The organism is Advenella mandrilli (assembly GCF_016595155.1).
Classification (GTDB): domain Bacteria; phylum Pseudomonadota; class Gammaproteobacteria; order Burkholderiales; family Burkholderiaceae_B; genus Advenella; species Advenella mandrilli.
In genome coordinates this window covers 112,916-132,501 of the sequence record NZ_JAENGP010000010.1, presented here as the reverse complement: position 1 = coordinate 132,501, position 19,586 = coordinate 112,916, and the positions used below count along the sequence as shown (strand labels likewise).

Annotated in this window: 21 protein-coding genes; 3 read left to right on the top strand and 18 right to left on the bottom strand. The window is 52.0% G+C overall.

Annotated features, from left to right (window positions below):
* Position 1: 1 nt before the first annotated feature.
* The 11 genes from flgL to flgB all read right to left on the bottom strand — a co-directional run bounded on the left by flgL (position 2) and on the right by flgB (position 10,592).
* Positions 2-1,237, bottom strand: a complete 1,236-nt coding sequence (flgL, locus tag JHL22_RS09990) for a flagellar hook-associated protein FlgL (protein ID WP_200236671.1) — start codon at positions 1,235-1,237, stop codon at positions 2-4.
* Positions 1,238-1,248: 11 nt separating this feature from the next.
* Positions 1,249-2,901, bottom strand: a complete 1,653-nt coding sequence (gene flgK, locus JHL22_RS09985; RefSeq protein WP_200236668.1) for a flagellar hook-associated protein FlgK — start codon at positions 2,899-2,901, stop codon at positions 1,249-1,251.
* 97 nt (positions 2,902-2,998) lie between these two features.
* On the bottom strand, positions 2,999-4,042 hold the full coding sequence (flgJ, locus tag JHL22_RS09980) for a flagellar assembly peptidoglycan hydrolase FlgJ (RefSeq protein ID WP_200236665.1): 1,044 nt from the start codon (positions 4,040-4,042) through the stop codon (positions 2,999-3,001).
* Positions 4,043-4,057: 15 nt separating this feature from the next.
* Positions 4,058-5,173 carry a flagellar basal body P-ring protein FlgI gene (locus JHL22_RS09975; protein WP_407926771.1) on the bottom strand — a complete coding sequence of 372 codons (1,116 nt, stop codon included), beginning with the start codon at positions 5,171-5,173 and terminating at the stop codon, positions 4,058-4,060.
* A 39-nt stretch (positions 5,174-5,212) separates the two neighbouring features.
* Entirely contained in the window at positions 5,213-5,905 is a 693-nt protein-coding gene (locus JHL22_RS09970) for a flagellar basal body L-ring protein FlgH (protein WP_200236797.1), read from the bottom strand.
* A 35-nt stretch (positions 5,906-5,940) separates the two neighbouring features.
* The gene (flgG, locus tag JHL22_RS09965; protein ID WP_200236662.1) at positions 5,941-6,726 is read right to left on the bottom strand and encodes a flagellar basal-body rod protein FlgG; all 786 of its coding nucleotides are present in this window, start codon (positions 6,724-6,726) and stop codon (positions 5,941-5,943) included.
* A gap of 58 nt (positions 6,727-6,784) precedes the next feature.
* On the bottom strand, positions 6,785-7,555 hold the full coding sequence (locus tag JHL22_RS09960; RefSeq protein WP_200236659.1) for a flagellar basal body rod protein FlgF: 771 nt from the start codon (positions 7,553-7,555) through the stop codon (positions 6,785-6,787).
* 18 nt (positions 7,556-7,573) lie between these two features.
* Complete coding sequence (locus JHL22_RS09955) at positions 7,574-9,028, bottom strand: flagellar hook protein FlgE (RefSeq protein ID WP_200236656.1); 1,455 nt, start codon at positions 9,026-9,028, stop codon at positions 7,574-7,576.
* A 30-nt stretch (positions 9,029-9,058) separates the two neighbouring features.
* Positions 9,059-9,733: a flagellar hook capping FlgD N-terminal domain-containing protein gene (locus JHL22_RS09950; RefSeq protein WP_200236653.1), complete on the bottom strand. Its 675-nt coding sequence runs from the start codon at positions 9,731-9,733 to the stop codon at positions 9,059-9,061.
* Between the two features lie 16 nt (positions 9,734-9,749).
* On the bottom strand, positions 9,750-10,169 hold the full coding sequence (gene flgC, locus JHL22_RS09945) for a flagellar basal body rod protein FlgC (RefSeq protein WP_200236650.1): 420 nt from the start codon (positions 10,167-10,169) through the stop codon (positions 9,750-9,752).
* 15 nt (positions 10,170-10,184) lie between these two features.
* The gene (gene flgB / locus JHL22_RS09940) at positions 10,185-10,592 is read right to left on the bottom strand and encodes a flagellar basal body rod protein FlgB (protein ID WP_200236647.1); all 408 of its coding nucleotides are present in this window, start codon (positions 10,590-10,592) and stop codon (positions 10,185-10,187) included.
* 171 nt (positions 10,593-10,763) lie between these two features.
* On the opposite strand from flgB, the gene flgA reads away from it, so the two are divergent.
* The 3 genes from flgA (at position 10,764) to flgN (ending at position 12,466) form a co-directional block, all read left to right on the top strand.
* Positions 10,764-11,480: a flagellar basal body P-ring formation chaperone FlgA gene (flgA, locus tag JHL22_RS09935; protein ID WP_200236644.1), complete on the top strand. Its 717-nt coding sequence runs from the start codon at positions 10,764-10,766 to the stop codon at positions 11,478-11,480.
* A gap of 163 nt (positions 11,481-11,643) precedes the next feature.
* Positions 11,644-11,940: a flagellar biosynthesis anti-sigma factor FlgM gene (flgM, locus tag JHL22_RS09930; RefSeq protein WP_200236640.1), complete on the top strand. Its 297-nt coding sequence runs from the start codon at positions 11,644-11,646 to the stop codon at positions 11,938-11,940.
* Positions 11,941-11,953: 13 nt separating this feature from the next.
* Entirely contained in the window at positions 11,954-12,466 is a 513-nt protein-coding gene (flgN, locus tag JHL22_RS09925) for a flagellar protein FlgN (RefSeq protein ID WP_200236637.1), read from the top strand.
* Positions 12,467-12,545: 79 nt separating this feature from the next.
* Here the strand turns inward: flgN and flhA are convergent, their stop codons facing one another.
* The 7 genes from flhA to JHL22_RS09890 all read right to left on the bottom strand — a co-directional run bounded on the left by flhA (position 12,546) and on the right by JHL22_RS09890 (position 19,584).
* On the bottom strand, positions 12,546-14,648 hold the full coding sequence (gene flhA, locus JHL22_RS09920; RefSeq protein WP_200236635.1) for a flagellar biosynthesis protein FlhA: 2,103 nt from the start codon (positions 14,646-14,648) through the stop codon (positions 12,546-12,548).
* A gap of 37 nt (positions 14,649-14,685) precedes the next feature.
* Positions 14,686-15,855 carry a flagellar biosynthesis protein FlhB gene (gene flhB / locus JHL22_RS09915; protein WP_200236632.1) on the bottom strand — a complete coding sequence of 390 codons (1,170 nt, stop codon included), beginning with the start codon at positions 15,853-15,855 and terminating at the stop codon, positions 14,686-14,688.
* A gap of 152 nt (positions 15,856-16,007) precedes the next feature.
* Positions 16,008-16,682: a protein phosphatase CheZ gene (locus tag JHL22_RS09910; RefSeq protein ID WP_200236628.1), complete on the bottom strand. Its 675-nt coding sequence runs from the start codon at positions 16,680-16,682 to the stop codon at positions 16,008-16,010.
* A gap of 57 nt (positions 16,683-16,739) precedes the next feature.
* Positions 16,740-17,144 carry a chemotaxis response regulator CheY gene (cheY, locus tag JHL22_RS09905; RefSeq protein WP_200236624.1) on the bottom strand — a complete coding sequence of 135 codons (405 nt, stop codon included), beginning with the start codon at positions 17,142-17,144 and terminating at the stop codon, positions 16,740-16,742.
* 39 nt (positions 17,145-17,183) lie between these two features.
* Entirely contained in the window at positions 17,184-18,257 is a 1,074-nt protein-coding gene (locus tag JHL22_RS09900; RefSeq protein WP_329610661.1) for a protein-glutamate methylesterase/protein-glutamine glutaminase, read from the bottom strand.
* Positions 18,258-18,283: 26 nt separating this feature from the next.
* Positions 18,284-19,105, bottom strand: coding sequence for a CheR family methyltransferase (locus tag JHL22_RS09895; RefSeq protein WP_200236617.1), 822 nt, complete (start codon positions 19,103-19,105; stop codon positions 18,284-18,286).
* Positions 19,105-19,584, bottom strand: a complete 480-nt coding sequence (locus tag JHL22_RS09890; RefSeq protein WP_200236614.1) for a chemotaxis protein CheW — start codon at positions 19,582-19,584, stop codon at positions 19,105-19,107. The genes JHL22_RS09895 and JHL22_RS09890 overlap by 1 nt, the downstream gene beginning before the upstream one ends.
* Positions 19,585-19,586 lie beyond the last annotated feature (2 nt).

Genomic DNA, 19,586 nt, shown 5'->3' with positions numbered 1-19,586 from the left:
ATTAACCTAATGTCCTGAACAGGCTAAGGCCCTGGATTTTTTTGAAGGCCAGGGATGCTGCCTCAAGTGCCATACCACGCATGGTCAGTTCGGTACTTGCCTCATAATAATCAACATCTTCAATGGCGGAAATTTCACTTCTGAAATCAAGCCGGCGTTGCTCGCCACTGGCGTCCAGTGCCTCGATTTCATTCATTCTTGTACCAATTGATGCTCGGGTAGTTAGCACCGTGTTGTAGTTGGCATCAATTCTCTGGGTGGCCGATGACATCGCATTGCGCAACCGGGCGGCCGCTTGCGGGTCTGTGCTGGTCGACGTATTAAGGGCGGCAGCCAGGTCATCCAGCGTATTGAAAATATTGATATCTTCATTCCGGGCATGATTAACGCTAAATGTATCACCCTCGGCGGGTGTGCCGGAAAACGCCACATCGACTCCGCCGGGCAAGGCCAGTCGCTCTTTATCGGCCTCATACGCATTGGGGCCGTCGGTGCCCACCACCACGCCATCGGCATTACGGGTTTCAACTGTATAAGATAGCGGTGTGCCACTAAATACAATACTGAAATTGTTGCCAACATTGGCACCATTCGGATCGCTGATATTGGGCGCGCTGATTTGTCCGGTACCCGTATTGGTGTTGGCGGCCGATGTCAAATAACTATTCTCGCCGGAAACGGCACGGGTAAATACCGTATAACCGGTATCGGCCGAACTTAACTGACGCGAAGAACTAACCTGAATGGCACGGTTGCCCAGGTCACCCTGCCAGTTGATGTTGCCGGTGACATCGGGGGCAAAAGCGGCACGGTCTGACTGGTTGCCCGAAAAAATATATTGCCCGTTACCGTCGGTACTATTGGCCAGGCCCAATACCTGGTTGCGCAGGCTGTTTACTACCTCGGACAGCGTGGCCCGATCGGCATCAGCCATGGTGCCATTGCCCGCTTCCACAATTCTGGTTTTAATGGCAACCAGCGTCGTGGCCACTTCGTTCAGGATGCTTTCTTCAAAAGCCAGGTTCTGGTTGGCAATGCTGCGGTTCTCGGCAAAGCGATCATTAATCGCCATATTATTGGATAAATTTAAAGCGCGGGCGGCCCCCAGCGGGTCGTCTTTAGGAGAAACAATTTTCTTGCCGGTACCAATTTGCGTAAAGATATCCAGCTGCCGGGCTTGCTGTGCATTGATCGTGTTTAATCCTGATTTATAGAACTGGCTGGTACTGATGCGCATGCCTTAACCCCTTACTTCAAAGATAAAATAGTATCCATCAGCACCGTGCTGACTTCAATAATGCGTGAAGCGGCCATGAACATTTCCTGGGCAGCCTCAAGATTGATGTACTCTTCATTCAGGTTAACTCCTGACAAGGCCTGCTGGGAGGCATAACTTTGTTTGGTCAGGGCTTCCTGGGAGGCCATCATGAATTCATTTTGCTGGGCCTGAACCCCTACCCGGTTAACGATTTGTGAAAAACTTTCATTAAACGTTTTCAGGCCACCCAACACTTTGCTGCTTTGCAGTTTTGCCATCTCTAGCGCATTATTACCGTTGGCTACGCCACCCTCTGTATCGGCAGCGGCAATCTGTTCGGGGCTGGTCATGGCCACACTAATTTGTACCGGACTGTGAGCAACCGCAGACAGCACCCAGCGGTCACCCGCTGACGCCGTCCCGCTATCCATGTTCAATTGCATACCGTCAATATCAACACCATTCAGGCTGGTACCAGTATGAATAAGATGGTTGTCGCTTTCACGGGTAACCGAGTAATTGCTGCCATCAAAATAAATGGCGTAATCGGAAGCCTGTATTTTGCCGGCTGCTTCAGCCTGAAAGCTGGCCGTCAGGTTGACATTACCCACATTTTGGGCATTGGCCGTGGCAACAGGGGCAGGCACATTGAAAAATGCCTTGCCCGGTTCACCTTTCAGGTCCAGGCCTTTGGCATTGGCCTCGTTCATGGACAGGGCAAACGCCGTGGCCAGTTGCCCTACTTCACGTTGCTCCACTTCCAGGCTTTCACGGCGGTATTTCAACAAACCACCCAGCGAACCACCCGTTATTTTTGCTTCGTCCAGCTCAACCTTAACAACCTCATCTTGCCTGCCAACCGGAATGGTGGCATACACCACGGTATTTTTGGGGTTGTCTGCCGAGGGGCCGGTGGTTAAGGGGTAAATTTTATTTTGGGTCAGCAGCTGCTGACCATTTCCCACGGAAATGCTGACCTGATTGTCTTGTTCCACCACATTGACATTAATAATCTGGCTTAATTGGGAAACTTCATAATCACGTCGGTCCAGCAAGTCATTGGGCTCATGATTGGGATTAACGCCCTTGGCCTGTACAATTTGCTGGTTCAGCTGTGAAATGCGGCTAAGATGGGCGTTAATGGACGTGACCGAGTTGTCAATCTGGCTATTGATTTCACCCCGTTGCTGATCCAGAAAATGGCCCAGCTCGTTGAATTGAGTCACCACGGTTTGGGTACGGCCCAGCAATTCCTGGCGTGAAGCCGGATCAGCCGGGTTACTGGCCACCGCATTAACCCCCTCAAAAAATGACTGGATTGACGGCCCGATACCCACGGTACGGTCTGCCAGGACATTATTGATTTTTGAAATCTGGCCACCATAAGCGGCCAGCAATGCGCCCTTGCTTTCATTGTTAACAAGCTGGTCGCTTAAAAAAGAGCTGTAAGCCCGGCGTACGGTATCGACCGCGACACCCCGGCCAAAAAAACCGCTGCCTGTTGAAGAGCCGCCCGCCGATGAGATCAGAGTTTCCTGCCGGGTATAACCGGCGGTATCGTAGTTATTAATATTATGGCTGGTTGTTGTCAGGCGAGCCTGCGCCGTATTCAGGGCGGTTAGCCCAAGTTTGGCCAAATTCATAATGTTCCGTCAATAAATATTGCTTGTCTTTCTATTGGTTTACGGCAGAAAAATCCAATTGTTTAGGGTGGCCACCTAAAAAAGCGCGTTGGCCAGCCTAAATATTGGTGCTCCGGCTTTGTTCTGCCAATTGGCTACGGCCAGCCAATGAACGGTCATCAAAATAACCCATGATATTGATCAGTTTGCTGGCATATTTGGGGTCTGTGGCGTAACCGGCTTTCTGGATCTGCCGGGCGGCTTCGTGGGCATTTTCTGCCGTCAATACATGCTGGTAACGTTTATTCTGGCTAATCAGGCGGGCATAGTCGGCAAAGGACTCTTCATAAGAGTCATAGGCCCTGAAGGGCTGTTCCATTTTCTTGGCCACCCCATTCACATATTCAGTCGTCATGACATTAACCACTTTACCGCTCCAGCCCCCCGTGGCCTTAATGCCAAACAGGTTATGGCTGGTCTGGCCATTTTCATGCAAGATTTCGCGTCGCCCCCAACCCGACTCAAGGGCGGCCTGGCTTAAAATAAGCGAAGCCGGAATACCGGAACTGGCCGCTGCCGCACTGGCAGCCGGGCCCATTTTTTCAACAAAACCCGCCACCCGTTCCGGGGCATTGCCAGCCACCCCAATGACCGACGCCATATTTTTCGTGAAGCTTCGCATCCGGTTGCCTAAAGAGGAAATAAGTTCACCAATCGCGTCTTTGCTTTCCAGATGGTTTGAACCTGCACTTCCCATCGCTACACCAGGGACGGTTTCAGTGACCGCACCGGCATTAAGCATGGCCGCAGAGCCACTTGCCTGAATTTGCCCCAGCAAAGATTCGGCCAGGCCGATTCCTTTACCCGACGCCAGATGCAAGGCCATTTGCTCATCTGCCATGGATTGCACCAGGCGCGACTGGTCACTTTCAAACATTCCCTCTCCCAGGCGGGTTGCCCGTGCCTGTTTCATTAAGGTTTGAATAAACAGGGCTTCAAACTGCTGCGCAACTTCTTTTTCACCCTTTTCAATGTCTTCCAGCGACGTATTCATTTGCCCCGCCACCTGCTGCTTGAGCTGGTGCAGTGAATTCATGTCCATCACAAACTGTGGCGCCGAACGGCTCGCACCGGGACGAGGGGTATAACTGGTGATAGTCATGGCAACTCCTGTTGGTTAAATGATTTCCAGTTCGGCCCTTAGGGCACCGGCACTTTTCAGGGCCTGCAATATGGAAATCAGGTCTTGCGGACTGGCCCCCAAGGCATTTAGCGCGCGCACCACATCAGTCAGGCGGACACTTCGGCGGACCATTTGCAATTTGCCCTGTTCCTGCTGCAATTGAATATTCGTGTTGGGGGTGACGACGGTTTGCCCGCCACCAAAAGGCGTATCGGGCTGGTTAACCTCTAAACTCTGGTCTATGACCACCGCCAGGCTGCCAAAAGCAACCGCGGCCTGGTCAATCGTTACCGTCTGGTTCATGACCACGGTACCGGTACGGGCATTAATAATAACCTTGGCCCTTGCGGCGGCCCGCGTCACATTGATAGCCTGTAAACGAGCCAAAAATGCGGTTTGCGCCGATTCAGCCATGGGACCACGAACTTCAATCACCCGCCCGTTCAGGGCTCTTGCAGCCCCAACCCCCATGACTTTGTTAATCGCGGCCACGGCATTTTCAGTGGTACCAAAATCCGTGTCATGCATTTCTATTTTAACCACCCCGTCTTTGCCAAAGCGGGTAGGCACGGTGCGCTCTACCAAGGCACCGCCGGTAATAATGCCACCGTTAAGCTGGTTAATCTGAACCTGACTGCCCCCAGACTGGGCCCCTGCACCACCCACCACAATGTTTCCCTGTGCCAGGGCGTATACCTGGTTATCGGCCCCTTTCAGGGGCGTCATCAGCAAAGTGCCACCCCGCAGGCTTTTGGCATTACCCATAGAGGAAACATTCACATCAATGGATTGGCCAGGCTGGGCAAACGAGGGTAAGGTTGCCGTTACCATAACCGCTGCCACATTTTTTACCTGCATATTGACGCCGGCCGGCACTGTGACCCCCAGCTGCGCCAGCATATTGGTCAGGCTTTGCTGGGTAAAGGGCGACTGGCGCACCTGGTCGCCACTGCCATCCAGCCCCACAACCAGACCATAACCAATGAGCTGGTTATCGCGTACCCCCTGGATGGACGCCAGGTCCCGCAATGGTTCAGCCAGGGCAAAACCCTGAGCCAGTCCCAGCCATAAAGCCAGTGCCATGATGCTTTTCAGGATGCCGGATTTCATTGTCAAACTGCAACTCCAATCGTTATGTAATAGCAAGGTTTAGAACGGTGCAATGTTCAGGAAAAAACGTTGCAGCCAACCCATGGTTTGCACCTCGTCCATCACACCCTTGCTGCGAAACTCGATGCGGGCGTCGGCCACCTGGGTGGAAGATACGGTATTGGTGCCGGTTACTGAACGAGGATCAACGACCCCTGAAAAACGCAAGTGTTCACTGCCCTGGTTAATCGCAATGGCTTTCTCGCCGGCAATTCTCAGGTTGCCATTGGCCAGCACGCCAATAACCGTGGTGGTAATGTTGCCGGTAAACATGTTATTGGCTGTGCTGCTGCCCTTGCCCTCCATGTCATTGCTGCCATCAGCGGTAAAGCGCTTGTCGGCTTCCAGGGCACTGGGCATCCAGTCGGGTGCTGCCGTTACCCCAAAGTCAATACCACTGCTGCGGTCTGTGCTGGTGGCCACCCGTTTTGAGGCATTGGTTTTTTCTTCAATCACTACCGTCACGATATCGCCCACATTGCGTGGCCGACGGTCTTCAAACAGCGGAAAGCTACCCGCCCGCCCTGCCTGGTAAATGGAACCATCCGGTTCTTGCTGCACATCGGGCATTGGCGGCATAGGCTCGGCAGTCAGGGGGCCGTCCACGATTTTAGGATGAGGCACCATGGCACAAGCACTGGCCAGGGCAATGATCAGGCCAACAATAAACAGACGAATCGAACGCAAAGACATAGACATAGGGCAATATCGCAGGGTTAATGAAACCATCAGATCTGGGTTAAACGGGCCAGCATCTGGTCGGAAGTGGTAATGGCCTTGCTGTTCATTTCATAGGCCCGCTGGGTAGCAATCATGTTAACCAGCTCTTCGGCCACGTTCACGTTAGAGGTTTCGGTATATTTATGCAAAATCCTGCCAGTGCCATCCAAACCTGGGGTAGAAACCGTTTCGGCACCCGAGGCATCGGTTTGGGCATACAAGTTTTCACCCAGGCTCAGCAAACCGGCCGGATTCACAAAGGTGGTTAATTCCAGCTGGCCAACCTGGATGCTGTTGCCGGTTGCCCCTGGCTGGGTGACCGACACCGTGCCATCGCGGCCAATTTCAATGGTTAAGGCATTATCGGGGATGGTAATCGCGGGCTGTATGGGATAACCGCCAGCAGTGACCAACTGACCGTTCTGGTCCAGCTGCAACGAACCGCTGCGGGTATAGGCAAAGGTGCCATCAGGCATTTCAAGCTGCAAAAAACCCTTGCCGTCAATGGCAATATCAAGGCTATTACCGGTGTTCTTCAAATTACCCTGGGTGTGGATGCGTTCGGTGGCCACGGTACGCACCCCCATACCCACTTGCAGTCCCGTTGGCAACTGGTTGGCATCGCCTACCTGGGCACCGGGCTGGCGTACGGTCTGGTACATCAGGTCTTCAAAAATGGCACGGTTGCGCTTGAAGCCATCGGTGTTCACGTTGGCAATATTATTGGAAATAACATCCATATTGGTTTGCTGGGCCTCAAGGCCTGTTTTGGCAATCCACAGCGAGCGTATCATATTGGTTCCTGATCAAATCAACAATAAATAAGTAACTACACATTCCAGCAAGATGCGTTTAACCGGCCGATGAAAGCAGGCTGTTGGCATTTTGTTCTTTACTGCTCAGTTCCTGGATAATTTTCATTTGCATTTCAAAGCGGCGGGCATTCTGGATAAGCCCCACCATATTGCCAGCGGCGCTAACATTGCTGCCCTCCAGGGTTCCGCTTACAACGGTTAGCAGTGCCGTATCAGGCAAATCAACCGGCTGACCCTGGGCATTGACGGCACGAAACAGGCCATCATCACCACGCACCATCCGGGCATCGGCCGGGTCGCCAATTTTAAGTTTGGCCACCCGCTGCACTTCGGTAGCGGCGTCACCATCGGCCAGTACGTTAATACCGCCCGAGCGCTCAATGCCAATGGCGGCCGCATCGGGAATTTCAATGGGCTGGCCATCTTCAGACAGCACCATCAAGCCACCCGAGGTCACTAGCAAACCGTCGGCATTACGCTGTAAATTCCCGCTGCGTGTATAGGCTTCAGCGCCGTCAAGTGCCCGTACCGCAAACCAGCCATCCCCCTGGATAGCCACATCCAGGTCACGGCCGGTGGTCATGAAGGGGCCCTGCTCCATATTGCTGTCTGCCGTAGTGGCAACCGTCAGTACCCGGGTGGTGTCGGCGCTATTAATGAGCGGACTAACCACCGGCGTGGAACGGTATTGCGACATTTGGGCCCGAAAGCCCGGTGTGTTCACGTTAGCCAGATTATTGGACAGGACCGACTGCTGCTCCAGGATTCTGGCAGCCCCGTTGCTGGCGGTATAGATTGCGCGATCCATTTATGTCACTCCTGCCAATTAACGCATCGAGATCAGGGTTTGCAAGATCTGGTCCTGAGTTTTAATGGTTTGGGCATTGGCCTGGTAATTGCGCTGGGCAATAATCATGTTCACCAGCTCGGCACTCATATCCACGTTGGATTCTTCAACCGCCTGCCCTTTAAGCAGTGCCAGGCTGTTAGTGCCCGGTTTGCCAACAATAGGCTGGCCAGAATCGCGGGTTTCCTGCCAGGCATTGCCACCCACGGGTTGCAAACCACTCAGGTTATTGAAGTTGGCCAGGGCCACATAGCCCATAACCTGCGATTCACCATTGGTGTAACTGGCCACAATGGCGCCGTCAGAAGAAATAGCCAAACCGGAATACTCACCGGTGGCATAGCCATTCTGAATAAAGTCATAGGAGAAGGCACCGGCAAACTGGGTGCTGCCGGTGTAATCCATTGTCATGACCAGCGCCTCGGCGGGTGCACCGGCGGTACCCGGCTGGTTAACCGTTACCGTTAAGGTATTGCTACTGGTTAAACGGCCAATGCTGTCAAAGGTCATGGGTAACGGGCCACCGGCAGCAGGAGAATCCACTGAAGCGCCATCCATATAGTAGTAAACATCCCACTGGCTTTCGGTGCCACTGGTGCCGGCACGCTTAACAAAGTACTGGGTCAACTCATGGGCATTGCCCAAAGAGTCGTACACGTTCATGTTGAGCGAATGGGTAAAACTGGCCGGATCAGCGGGCGAGAATGGCCTTGCCTGCTGTGCCGCTGCGTATTCAGCCGTGGGTTCCAGAGCACCACTTACCACCTGTCCACCCGCCAGGATTACACTTGATGAGCCGCTGCCATAAGTACCATCTGCTGGCGCCGGTACACCTGCACCGCTGGCATCGGTCCAGGTCAGGCCACCGGTACTGCTGACCCGGTAATGGTAAGTCGTAGTGGTGCCGCCTGATTCCAGATCAACCTGCCCCAGCACTTCGGCCGAACCGGTAATTGAAATGATGGGGGCATTGGCATCCAGGTTGCTCACGACACTGGCATCCTGGGTGGCGCTGGGCGCAATATTACCCACCGGGATTTTCAGTTCCTGCAACAAGGTACTGTTTTCACCAATATAGCCGGTAAGACGCTGCCCGCTGTTGTTCACAATATAGTTATTGCGGTCTGCCTGAAACTGGCCATTGCGTGTATAAGACACATTGCCGCTAGTGTCCGTTAAACGGAACAAACCTTTGTCTCCGTCAATCGCCAAATCAAGCGAATTTCCGGTGGAGCTCACGGTACCCAGGGTAAATCGCTGATTAATAGCGGCCACCTGCACGCCCATACCTACCCGTGATGATGCATAAACATCGGCAAATGCTACCGTTGATGCCTTGAAACCTACTGTGGCCGAGTTGGCAATGTTGTTACCAATCACGTCCAGATTCTGTGCCGAGGCGTTCAAGCCTGATAAACCTTGTCCAAATGCCATGATAAAAAATCACTTATAAAAAATTAATCTTCAGTTCATTACTTTGCGCAAATCAGTCAGCGCGTAACGTCCGGTTAGCCCCAGGTCCATTTTCATGCCTTCGGTGCTATAAGAAACACTTTGTACCTGCCCGTATTGCAACGCTTCTGCCGGTACGGCACTGTTGGCCGCATCCAGCGCGGTCACCCGAACCGTGTATTTTCCGGCCGCAGCCTGCGTGCCGTTATCGCCAAGGCCATCCCACTGCATGGAAATAACATCAACCCGTTGCGCGCCCATCTCATAGGTCCGCACCGGATTACCGGCGGCATCAATAACTTCCACTTTCAGGCTGGCAGCTTCACTCATCAGGTCTACCCCAAAAGGCGTGGCCACACCGCTTTCACCCAACTTAATGATTTCACCGGGCACCAACACATGACGGCCGATCAGGTTAGAGGCCTGCATGGACTGCGACACATCCAATTGGCCGGTAAGGGCCAAGACGGTCTGGTTGAGTTTTTCTATACCGCTAACGGTAGAGAGCTGGGCCAGCTGCGAAGTAATCCCGGCATTGTCCATGGGATTAAGCGGATCCTGGTTACGCAGCTGGGTAACCAGCAAAGTCAGGAACTGCTCTTGTGTTTCGGCAATACTGCCGGCGCCCAGGCTACCCGCACTTCCGGCAAGAGAGCTGGCACTACCGGCTGGATTGATGGTTGTCATAAATTACCTTTCGCTTTTACTGGCCAAGTGTCAGTGTTTTCATCATGATTGACTTGGCCGTATTGATCACCTCAACGTTGGCCTGGTAAGAACGGGCCGCCGCAATCATGTTTACGGTTTCACCCACTACATCAACGTTGGGCAGCGTCACGTAACCCTCGTTATTGGCATAAGGGCTTTGCGGGTCATACTGCAGCCGCATGGGTGCCTGGCTTTCCACCACATTGCTAACCTGTACGCCACCAATCGGGGACGGGTTAATGGCATTGCCCAACGGCGCCATTTTGAAAACCACCTGCTTGGCTTTATAAGGCTGGCCATCGGGCCCGGCCACACTGTCGGCATTGGCAATATTGCTGGCCGTTACGTTCATGCGCTGTGAACCCGCATTCAATGCCGAACCGGAAATGCTGAAAATACTCATCATGTCAGACATTCTGTTTCCTTTTCATTAATTAGGCTGCAAGGCCGACAGCATGGATTTGATCTTGCCATTCAACAGCGTCAAACTGGCCTGGTATTGCATGGTGTTATCAGCAAAAGCCACCCGTTCCACATCCATTTCAACCGTATTGCCATCCAGGCTGTTTTGCGTTGGCAAGCGGTATTGCGGTGAAAAATGCATTGGCCCCATTGCCGCTGCCGGAATATGCCGGGCCGAGGTCAGGGCAAGCTGCGTATCTGCCAGGCCCTTTGGCCCACCGGTTGCCTGCGCAAGTACTTCTTTAAAACTGAAATCACGCGCCTTGTAGTTAGGCGTATCTGCGTTGGCAATATTGGTGGAAAGCAATTCCATCCGTTGCTGGCGCAAACCAACAGCGGTTTGCAAAAATTTGAAGTCGTTACCGATCCTGTCCATAGTGCCTGTTCCTGTTGCATTCACAACATACTATTAAGCCATTACAGTTAATATGGTAAGCCATGCCGTGGCAATACAAAGGAACGGTAAACGGGGGTTTTCTTGCTTAATTCAGGCTAATTGGAATAGCAGCCCGCGGATATAATTCACATTATGAACAGGATACTGTCTTTGACTCGCACAGATTTGTCCGGCACCCGTTTAAAAACGCTGGGCTTTGCCCTGCTTTGCCTGGCCACTTTTTACAACCCGGCCAAGGCCACTGAAATATCCGGCCTGCAACAGGCCATTATGCAAGAAACCGAAGACTACCTTGCCGAACAAGCCGCCTCGCTTGATGGCACGCCCACCATTCATGTCAGTGTGCCCAAGGCACAATCCTTTGAAACCTGTCATGACCGGGTATACTTCCTGCCCAACAAAGGCACGCTTCGCGCCTCAATGTCGGTGGGCATTCGTTGCATGGATTCCGGTAAAACCGAATACCTGCGCGCAGCGCTTTCAGTCACCGGCCATTATTACGTTGCGGCCCAAACCATAGAAATGGGGCAGGCTATTATGCCCGCCCACCTTGAAGAAAAACAGGGTGACCTGCTCAAGTTGCAGGCCAGCGCCCGCACAACACCCAAGCAATTATTAGGCCATATTGCCAATAGCCGTATCCCGGCAGGCCGCCCCATCAAACTGAATATGATCCGCAGCCCGCAATCCATTAGCAAGGGACAGCCGGTACGGCTTCAGGTAAGCCATGGTGCCCTAACGGTTACCCAACAAGGAGAGGCCCTTAGCACGGCAGACGTGGGCGGCAGCATCCAGGTTAAAACCGGCACCGGCAAGGTCATTATGGGAACGGTTATTAATGCCAATACGGTTAATGTCCTGTTTTAGGCGCCACCATGACTGCCCTGGCTTATAATCAACGCATTAACAGCAAAAAAAACAGGCTTTGGACTAAAGTTTTTACCAATTCGTCCGTTAATACCGGTAAGCCAACTGTTTTAATGCTGCCAAGCGGGGTTTATCATGTATCCGTCAGGCAGCCCCAAAAATCATGACGATAAAAATTTCTCCCACTTCGCTTTACCAAACCACGGCGGTTACGACCAAACCGGCCTCCCGTAACGGTACGCCTGCCGCTGCCACCGCCACACCTGCTCCGGCACAGCCAGACAGCAGTACCAAGGTGGATTTAAGCCCGGTAGCCCGCGACCTTACCAGCCCGGAAAACGACGTTAACCTGGAACGCGTCCAGGCTATTCGCCAGGCTCTGGCCGATGGCACCCTTAATATCAACCCCGCACGTATCGCCGAGGGCATTTTGCAAGATGCCCTGGACATACTGAATTAATAACACCTTAACCATGACCACTCATCACGATTCATCGCCAGCTTCCCTGCCCCGCCAAATCCTGGAACAGCTTGTATTGGAAACAGAAATTGCCAAACAGTTTCTGCAAGTACTGAATGATGAATCCGCAGAACTCATGGCCTTTAGCTCGCCCGAACCTTTGCATGAGTTGGCGCAAAAAAAATGGCAAATTGGCCAGCAACTGGAAGCGGCCTATAAAGAAAGAATGCAGCTGGTTCAATCACGCTTTCCGGTTTCAGAAACACAAAGCAGCCTGACGGCCACCCTTGAAAAGCTGGATCCCCAGCAGCAGGGCGACCTTGCCAAACAATGGCACCACTATAATGCGCTTGTTTCACAGGCAAAAAACCTGAATGAAAACAACGCCATCATGATTCACAGTTACCTGAAATACAACCAGGACGCCCTTGATTCCCTTAACCGCGCCGCTGGCGTGCAACACACCTACGATGGCAAAGGCATGCGCAAACCGGTTAACACTGGCAAACCCCTGGCCAGCGCTTAAACTAAATCTGCATTTTCAGACCGCCTTTGATGAGCAGCATGTATATTTACATTACACGCTGGTCATTGCCTGGTTTACATTAACCGCCAATCACCGACGTGACTTTTAAATACCGTTCTTCAGGAATTTCCGTATTGGACAAGACGGTTAATTGGGGAAACCCGTGCCTGAACAATCTGGCCAATGAAGACCGCAATACCGGTGGCACCACGAGTACCGGCGGAAAATTGTGAACCGTTTGTTTTTGCAGGGCCAGTTCGGTTTCGGTATGCAGGTTATCGGCCAGACCGGGCTCCAGCGAACCACTGGTGGTAAGCGCCTGCGTTAACACCTGGGTCAATTGGGGTGCCAGGCCAATCACATTGCACTCGGGAACATCACCAAAACATTGCTGTGTTATAGACCTGCCCAACGCCGTGCGTACCCGGGCAATCAGCTCTTCTATATTAATCATCATGCCGGGCTGGGTCTGGCCACTTAGAATAGGGCCCCACTCGGTCAGGACTTCAACAATGGTACGCATATCGCGAATAGACACCCCTTCGGCCAGCAGGCCACGCAATACATTATGCAAGGTGGTCAGGGATACCGCTTTGGGCACAAAGTCCTCTACCAGCTTGGGCTCTTCCCGGCCGATATGCTCCAGCAATTGCTGCACTTCCTGGCGCCCCAGCAAATGCGCGGCATGCCGGGTTAGCAAGTGGTTAATATGAGTGGCAATCACCGTGCTGGCATCAACCACGGTATACCCCATGACCTGAGCCCGCTCACGCACGTCCTCACTCACCCAGTAAGCGGTCAGACCAAAGGTCGGATCAACGGTTTTCTCGCCTTCAGTCAATTCAAACTCTACCCCGCCTGGGTCTATCGCCAGCCATTTACCCGGCTGAACCTGGCCTTTGGCAATTTCCACGCCCGACAGTAAAATGCGATATTCACTGGGGTGCAATTCAAGATTGTCGCGGATATGCACCACTGGCGGCAAAAAACCCATATTTTGGGCGAACTGTTTACGCAGGCTGCGAATACGGGAAATCAATTCAGCGCCCTGCTCCTGGTCTACCAGGCTAATAAGCCGATAACCCACTTCCATGGCAAAGGGCTCTACCATGGTGACGTCATCCCAGCGTGCTTCTTTAGAAGCGCTATCAACCGGTGTAGCGTCTATTTCCTGCTCTGGCCCTTGCAAGGCAAGTGCTTCATTGTTTTTCTGGATTTTATAACCAATATAAGCAAACAAAGCCGCCAGCGATAAAAAGGCAATATGCGGCATATTGGGAATCAGGCCCATAATGCCAATAATGCTTGCCGTAATATAAAGCACCATCGGGTTGGAAAACAGCTGACCCATCATTTGCTGGCCAACATCCTGGTTATTGGCCACGCGCGACACCACCACACCGGCGGCCGTTGAAATAATCAAGGCAGGAATCTGGGCAACCAGGCCGTCACCAATGGTCAGCAAGGTATAAACCTCACCCGCCTCTGAAAAACTCAGGTCATGTTGCAAAACGCCCACCAGCAGGCCACCCACAATACTCACCACCATGATGATCAGGCCGGCAACGGCATCCCCACGCACAAACTTGCTGGCCCCATCCATGGCACCGTAAAACTCGGCTTCCTGGGAGACCTCAGCCCTTCTTTTGCGCGCCTCATCTTCGGCAATCAGCCCCGCGTTCAAGTCGGCATCAATGGCCATTTGCTTACCCGGCATCGCGTCAAGGGTAAAACGGGCGCCCACTTCGGCAATCCGGCCGGCCCCTTTGGTAATCACCACAAAGTTAATCAACACCAGGATGGCGAAAACAACAATCCCCACGGCAAAATTGCCGCCCACCAGAAAGTGGCCAAATGCCTCAATAACCTGACCGGCCGCATCGGGTCCGGTATGGCCATGCAGCAAGACCACACGGGTAGATGCCACGTTAAGGGACAAACGCAGCAGCGTGGCAAATAGCAGTACCGACGGGAAAGCGGCAAAATCCAGCGGTTTTTTGGTAAACATGGCCACCAGCAGGATCATGATGGACAGGGCGATATTAAAGGTAAAAAACAGATCCAGCAAAAACGGCGGCAAGGGCAAGACCATCATGGCCAGCACCATGACAATCAGCACAGGACCAACCAGTACCCTGGAGTCTGCCGCATGCAATTTCAGTGAGGAAAAAAAACGGTTCATATACTCTTTGATTAATCTAATTCAGGCCATGGAAAAATCATGGAACCGGCTCTGGTGCCGGTCCCTGCGCTTCGCGGGATTGCGGATCAAGCTCAGGCGGCACCAATAAATTCACAGGCTGGCCTGGCTCTTCGGCCATTCCCTGCTGATACTGCTGCACCTGGTACACCCAGGCCAGCACCTGGGCGACAGCGCTAAACAGCGCTTCGGGAATAGGCTGATCCAGCTCGACATTGGCATACAGGGCACGGGCCAATGCCGGTGCTTCCAGTTGCGCCACATGATGTTCTGCCGCAATCTCACGAATTTTACGGGCAATTTCACCGGTTCCCTTGGCAATCACGAGCGGTGCGCGGTCGCCCTCCGGTTCATATTTAAGCGCCACGGCATAATGGGTGGGGTTGGTTACCACCACATCAGCGTCAGGAATACTACTCATCATGCGATTGCGCGCCATTTCACGCTGTTGCTGGCGAATCCGTCCCTTAAGGTGCGGATCACCTTCGTTTTCCTTGTGTTCACGCTTAACCTCTTCTTTACTCATCCGCATTTTTTTAGCATGGGAAAACAGCTGCCAAGGCACGTCTATAAGGGCAATCAGTAATAGTGAAGCAATAATGCTTGCACAGCAAAACATCACCATTTCCATACCCAGGGCCAATGCCCTGGGCAAAGAAAGATGTGACAAGGCAAGCATTTGCGGTAAATACGATTTAATCACCATTACCCCAACACCGCCAATCACGGCGGCTTTAAGCAATGTCTTGAGTAACTCAACCCAGGTTGATGCGCTTACCATGCGCCCCAGTCCCTTGAACAGATTCATGCGCCCAAAATTGGGGGCCAGCGCCTTGCTTGAAAAAACCAGGCCACCCAGGGCAACCGATGAACCAATCGCAATAACAATCAATATCACAAACAGCGGAGACAATCCCACCAGCACATGCAGGAAATTATCCAGCATGCCTGGCGCCAGACTTTCTACCGCACTCTTGGGTTCCCAATCAAAATGCATGGTGGTGCGCATGACATACACCAGGCGGTCATACAAAAAACCGCCACTAGCCCAAAGCGTCATGGCACCGGCCAGCAGAATAAGGCAGGTATTGAGCTCTCGCGAGCGCGCAACCTGCCCCTCTTCCCGCGCTTTGGTTAATCGTTGCGGGGAAGCGGCTTCGGTTTTTTCAAGGTCGCTGTCTTCTGCCATGCTGAGAGGTAAGGTTAAAGGGCGCTATCCGGAATGAGCGCATGGTAAATTGCCACCAGTTTACCTATTTTGCCAGCACGGCAATTGGGTGAGTAAGGGATGAAAAACCGGCCTTAATGCCGGTTATGACAGATAAACCTGCATCAATGCGATTAAAAACCCAGTTGGGCCAGCAAATCATCTACCTGTTGCTGGTTTTTTACGGTTCCACCGTTTTCTTCATGCTCAACCACCGGACCATTTAACAGGGCCTCTTCAGCCTGGGCTTCTTTTTCCATTTCCTGGCTGTATTTTTCGGGCATGTATTCAATTAGCACCTGTACCAGTTCCTGCTCGATGCGATCAAGCAACACGGTCAGCTTGCTGGCCACCTGCCCTGTCAGATCCTGAAATGCCTGAGCCGTAATGATATCAATCAAAGCGGTATCAACCGGCCGCAGTTCATCTTTCACGCCCGCCAGGAAAGACTGGACATTTTTAGCCTGCTCTCGGGATAGCAACACCTGATCATGGGGGCCAGACTGCATGACTTGTTTCAGTTCTTCGGACAGGCCGGCAGCATGTGCTTTCAGGTGACCCAGTTCCGATTGGGCCAGTTCCGCGCTGTTCAGCACATCATTGGCAGCCTTCTCGGTTAAGGAGGTAATGTAACGAATACGTGACTGGGCATCTGGCATGGCTTTGGCGGCAGATTGCACACTAGGCTCAAGACCCAGCTCGCGCAAGCTGTCACGCAGCAAACGGGTAACATGGGCAATCCGGTCATAAACCGGTGCTTCTGCATTGGTTTTTCCGTCTTCCGGCAAAGGTTGTGTTAAATTTTTCATTATTTTAGTCCTTGTCAGGATGTATGGCGGTCCATCCGGTGTTGGGCATGCTTAAGCTTAAGCACTCATGCGGCGTTTGGCTTTTTCAAACACCTTATGCAGGTTTTCTTCCAGCGTAGCTGCCGTAAAGGGCTTAACCACATAACCGTCGGCGCCCGCCTTGGCAGCACTAACAATATTTTCACTTTTGGCTTCCGCCGTCACCATCAGGATGGCAATCTGTTTGAGCTTTTCATCGGCCCGGATTTCCTTAAGCATGGTCAGGCCATCCATGACCGGCATGTTCCAGTCGGAAACCACCAAATCGTAACCAGACACGCCATTACGCAATTTAGCCAGTGCCTGTGCACCGTCTTCGGCCTCATCAACACTTTCAAACCCCAGGTCTTTCAACAGGTTTTTAACAATACGGCGCATTGTCGGGAAATCGTCAACAATCAGAATCCTGATATCTTTATTCATACAACGTTTATCCTAATTTTAAATGTTCAACATTATTTATTATCGCTTAAGTGGTAACTGTGCTTTGGCAAGCCCCTTGAAAAGACGTTCGCCTATCCGGTCAAGGGCCACCGCTTCATCGGTAGCGCCAATATTCATGGCCTCTCCGGGCATACCGTACACCACGCAAGTGGCTTCATTTTGCACAAACGTATCGGCACCGGCCTGGCGCATTTCCAGCAAACCCTGCGCACCATCCTTGCCCATCCCGGTTAATATAATCCCGGTAGCTTTTTTGCCGGCCTCTTTGGCCACACTGGAAAACAGGACATCGACCGAGGGCCGGTGACGGTTGACGGGTTCAGAATCTATCAACACCGTCCGGTAAACACCCCCCGACTTGCGAATGGCCAAATGCGCCACACTGCCTGGTGCCAGGTAAACATGGCCGCTTTCAAGCACCTCATCGCCTTTTGCCTCATGCACGGTTAGCGCGCAAGTGCGATCAAGTCTTTCTACAAATGAAGCGGTAAACCCTGCCGGCATGTGCTGGGTAATGACAATGGGCGGACATTCACGCGGCAAGCCAGTTAACACCCTGGACAATGCTTCAGTACCGCCTGTTGATGAACCAATCGCCACCACCCAGTCATTCCTGACATTATGTGCGATTCCCGCTGTTTTAATAACCGGTGCTTCTTGACCGGGTGCCACATATTTCTTCAACCTGGCCCGGCTGGCCGCACGGATTTTATCAGCCACTTCATGCTGATAGGCTTCAAGGGTTTTACCAGACTGCGCATTGGGCTTGGCGACAATTTCAACCGCACCCAATTCAAGAGCCCGCAAGGAAATAGCCGAATTTTTCTGGGTCAGGGAAGAAACCATAACTACCGGCATCGGACGCAAGCGCATTAAGCGTTCCAGAAAATCCAGCCCGTCCATTTTGGGCATTTCCACGTCCAGCGTAATCACATCGGGATTCAATTGCTTGATCATATCCCGGGCCACCAGCGGATCAGGGGCGGTTCCCACCACCTCCATATCCGGTTCCGCATTAATCACTTCAGTCATAATCCGGCGCATTAATGCTGAATCATCAACACACAACACCCGGATCAATCCTTTTTTCAACTCAGTCATATTTCTTCTTGCTAAAACTAACGATTATTGCGTTTATATACCGTTTGACCTAATAAGGTAAATTGGTCTGTGGTGGTTGCCAGCGTTTCGGAGTGCCCGATAAACAGCAAGCCCCCCGGCTTCAGGGCACGGGCAAAATCAGCCACCAAACGCACCTGCGTGTCACGATCAAAATAGATCATGGTATTGCGACAGAAAATCACATCAAACATGGCCGGTTTTGGCCATGAAAATGACATCAGGTTCAATTCAGAAAATTCTACCCGGGCGCTTAATGCCGGCCTGACTTTGGCCTTGCCCTCAAAACGGTTGTTTCCTTTCAGAAAATGCCGGCGCAGGCGTTCCTCGGAAATACCTGATAATTTATCAAGGCTGTAGATGCCTGCTTTGGCTCTTTTAAGCGCCTGGCTGTCTATATCGGTGGCAACAATCTTGGAGCAAGCCGCCTGCTCTCCGACTATTTCATTCAACACCATGGCCATGGAATAAGGTTCTTCTCCGGTAGAGCAGGAAGCACACCACATGGCGCAATCAGTCCGGTGTTTTTCTATATACTTGGTCAGGATATCAAAGTGATGCGGTTCCCTGAAAAAGGCCGTATGGTTAATGGTAAAACTGTTAATAAACGCTGGCCATCCTGCGTGATCATTGTCTTTTTCCAGTGCATTGAGAAAATCATCAATAGATGCAAAACCGAACTCTTTGCGCAAGCCCTCAAGCAACCTTTCGCTTGATTTCATTTTGTGCTCGCCCACGATAATACCGCTTCGATCATGAAGCATTTTCAAGGCATGTTTATAATTGGCATCCGTCCATATCGATCTTGTCAGGGTATCCATCAAGCCTCCTGACTAATGTCACTAAGTGTCCAGTGTTCATGATCAATCAGTTTTTCAACATCTACAATTTGCAACAATTGGTCTTTGTAAGTGGTAAGCCCAATTAAATAGGCGGCAGGATTATTAACATTAGGAGGAGGCTCAATTGTATTTTTAGCAATCAGCTCCACATTTGACACGCTGTCCACCACAATCCCCACAATACGGTCCGACAAACCCAGAATAATCACCACGGTTTGCGAGGTGTACGCCACTTCGCTAACCCTTAGTTTTATGCGAAGGTCAATAATAGGAATGATTTGTCCACGCAGGTTAATCAGCCCCTGGATATACGGTGGCATATGCGCCACGCGTGTCACGTTAACTGGCTGATATTCCCTGATTTCCTGAACTTTCAGAATATCAATGGCAAATTCCTGTCCATCGACACAAAACACCAGACAGTGATAATTCAGCGCATCTTTTTTTTCCTGGCTCATGC

Coding starts and splice junctions, on each gene's coding strand:
- flgL (WP_200236671.1), bottom strand. CDS start 1,237: ATGCGCATCAGTACCAGCCAGTTCTATAAATCAGGATTAAACACGATC.
- flgK (WP_200236668.1), bottom strand. CDS start 2,901: ATGAATTTGGCCAAACTTGGGCTAACCGCCCTGAATACGGCGCAGGCT.
- flgJ (WP_200236665.1), bottom strand. CDS start 4,042: ATGACTATCACCAGTTATACCCCTCGTCCCGGTGCGAGCCGTTCGGCG.
- JHL22_RS09975 (WP_407926771.1), bottom strand. CDS start 5,173: ATGAAATCCGGCATCCTGAAAAGCATCATGGCACTGGCTTTATGGCTG.
- JHL22_RS09970 (WP_200236797.1), bottom strand. CDS start 5,905: ATGTCTTTGCGTTCGATTCGTCTGTTTATTGTTGGCCTGATCATTGCC.
- flgG (WP_200236662.1), bottom strand. CDS start 6,726: ATGATACGCTCGCTGTGGATTGCCAAAACAGGCCTTGAGGCCCAGCAA.
- JHL22_RS09960 (WP_200236659.1), bottom strand. CDS start 7,555: ATGGATCGCGCAATCTATACCGCCAGCAACGGGGCTGCCAGAATCCTG.
- JHL22_RS09955 (WP_200236656.1), bottom strand. CDS start 9,028: ATGGCATTTGGACAAGGTTTATCAGGCTTGAACGCCTCGGCACAGAAT.
- JHL22_RS09950 (WP_200236653.1), bottom strand. CDS start 9,733: ATGACAACCATCAATCCAGCCGGTAGTGCCAGCTCTCTTGCCGGAAGT.
- flgC (WP_200236650.1), bottom strand. CDS start 10,169: ATGTCTGACATGATGAGTATTTTCAGCATTTCCGGTTCGGCATTGAAT.
- flgB (WP_200236647.1), bottom strand. CDS start 10,592: ATGGACAGGATCGGTAACGACTTCAAATTTTTGCAAACCGCTGTTGGT.
- flgM (WP_200236640.1), top strand. CDS start 11,644: ATGACGATAAAAATTTCTCCCACTTCGCTTTACCAAACCACGGCGGTT.
- flgN (WP_200236637.1), top strand. CDS start 11,954: ATGACCACTCATCACGATTCATCGCCAGCTTCCCTGCCCCGCCAAATC.
- flhA (WP_200236635.1), bottom strand. CDS start 14,648: ATGAACCGTTTTTTTTCCTCACTGAAATTGCATGCGGCAGACTCCAGG.
- flhB (WP_200236632.1), bottom strand. CDS start 15,855: ATGGCAGAAGACAGCGACCTTGAAAAAACCGAAGCCGCTTCCCCGCAA.
- JHL22_RS09910 (WP_200236628.1), bottom strand. CDS start 16,682: ATGAAAAATTTAACACAACCTTTGCCGGAAGACGGAAAAACCAATGCA.
- cheY (WP_200236624.1), bottom strand. CDS start 17,144: ATGAATAAAGATATCAGGATTCTGATTGTTGACGATTTCCCGACAATG.
- JHL22_RS09895 (WP_200236617.1), bottom strand. CDS start 19,105: ATGGATACCCTGACAAGATCGATATGGACGGATGCCAATTATAAACAT.
- JHL22_RS09890 (WP_200236614.1), bottom strand. CDS start 19,584: ATGAGCCAGGAAAAAAAAGATGCGCTGAATTATCACTGTCTGGTGTTT.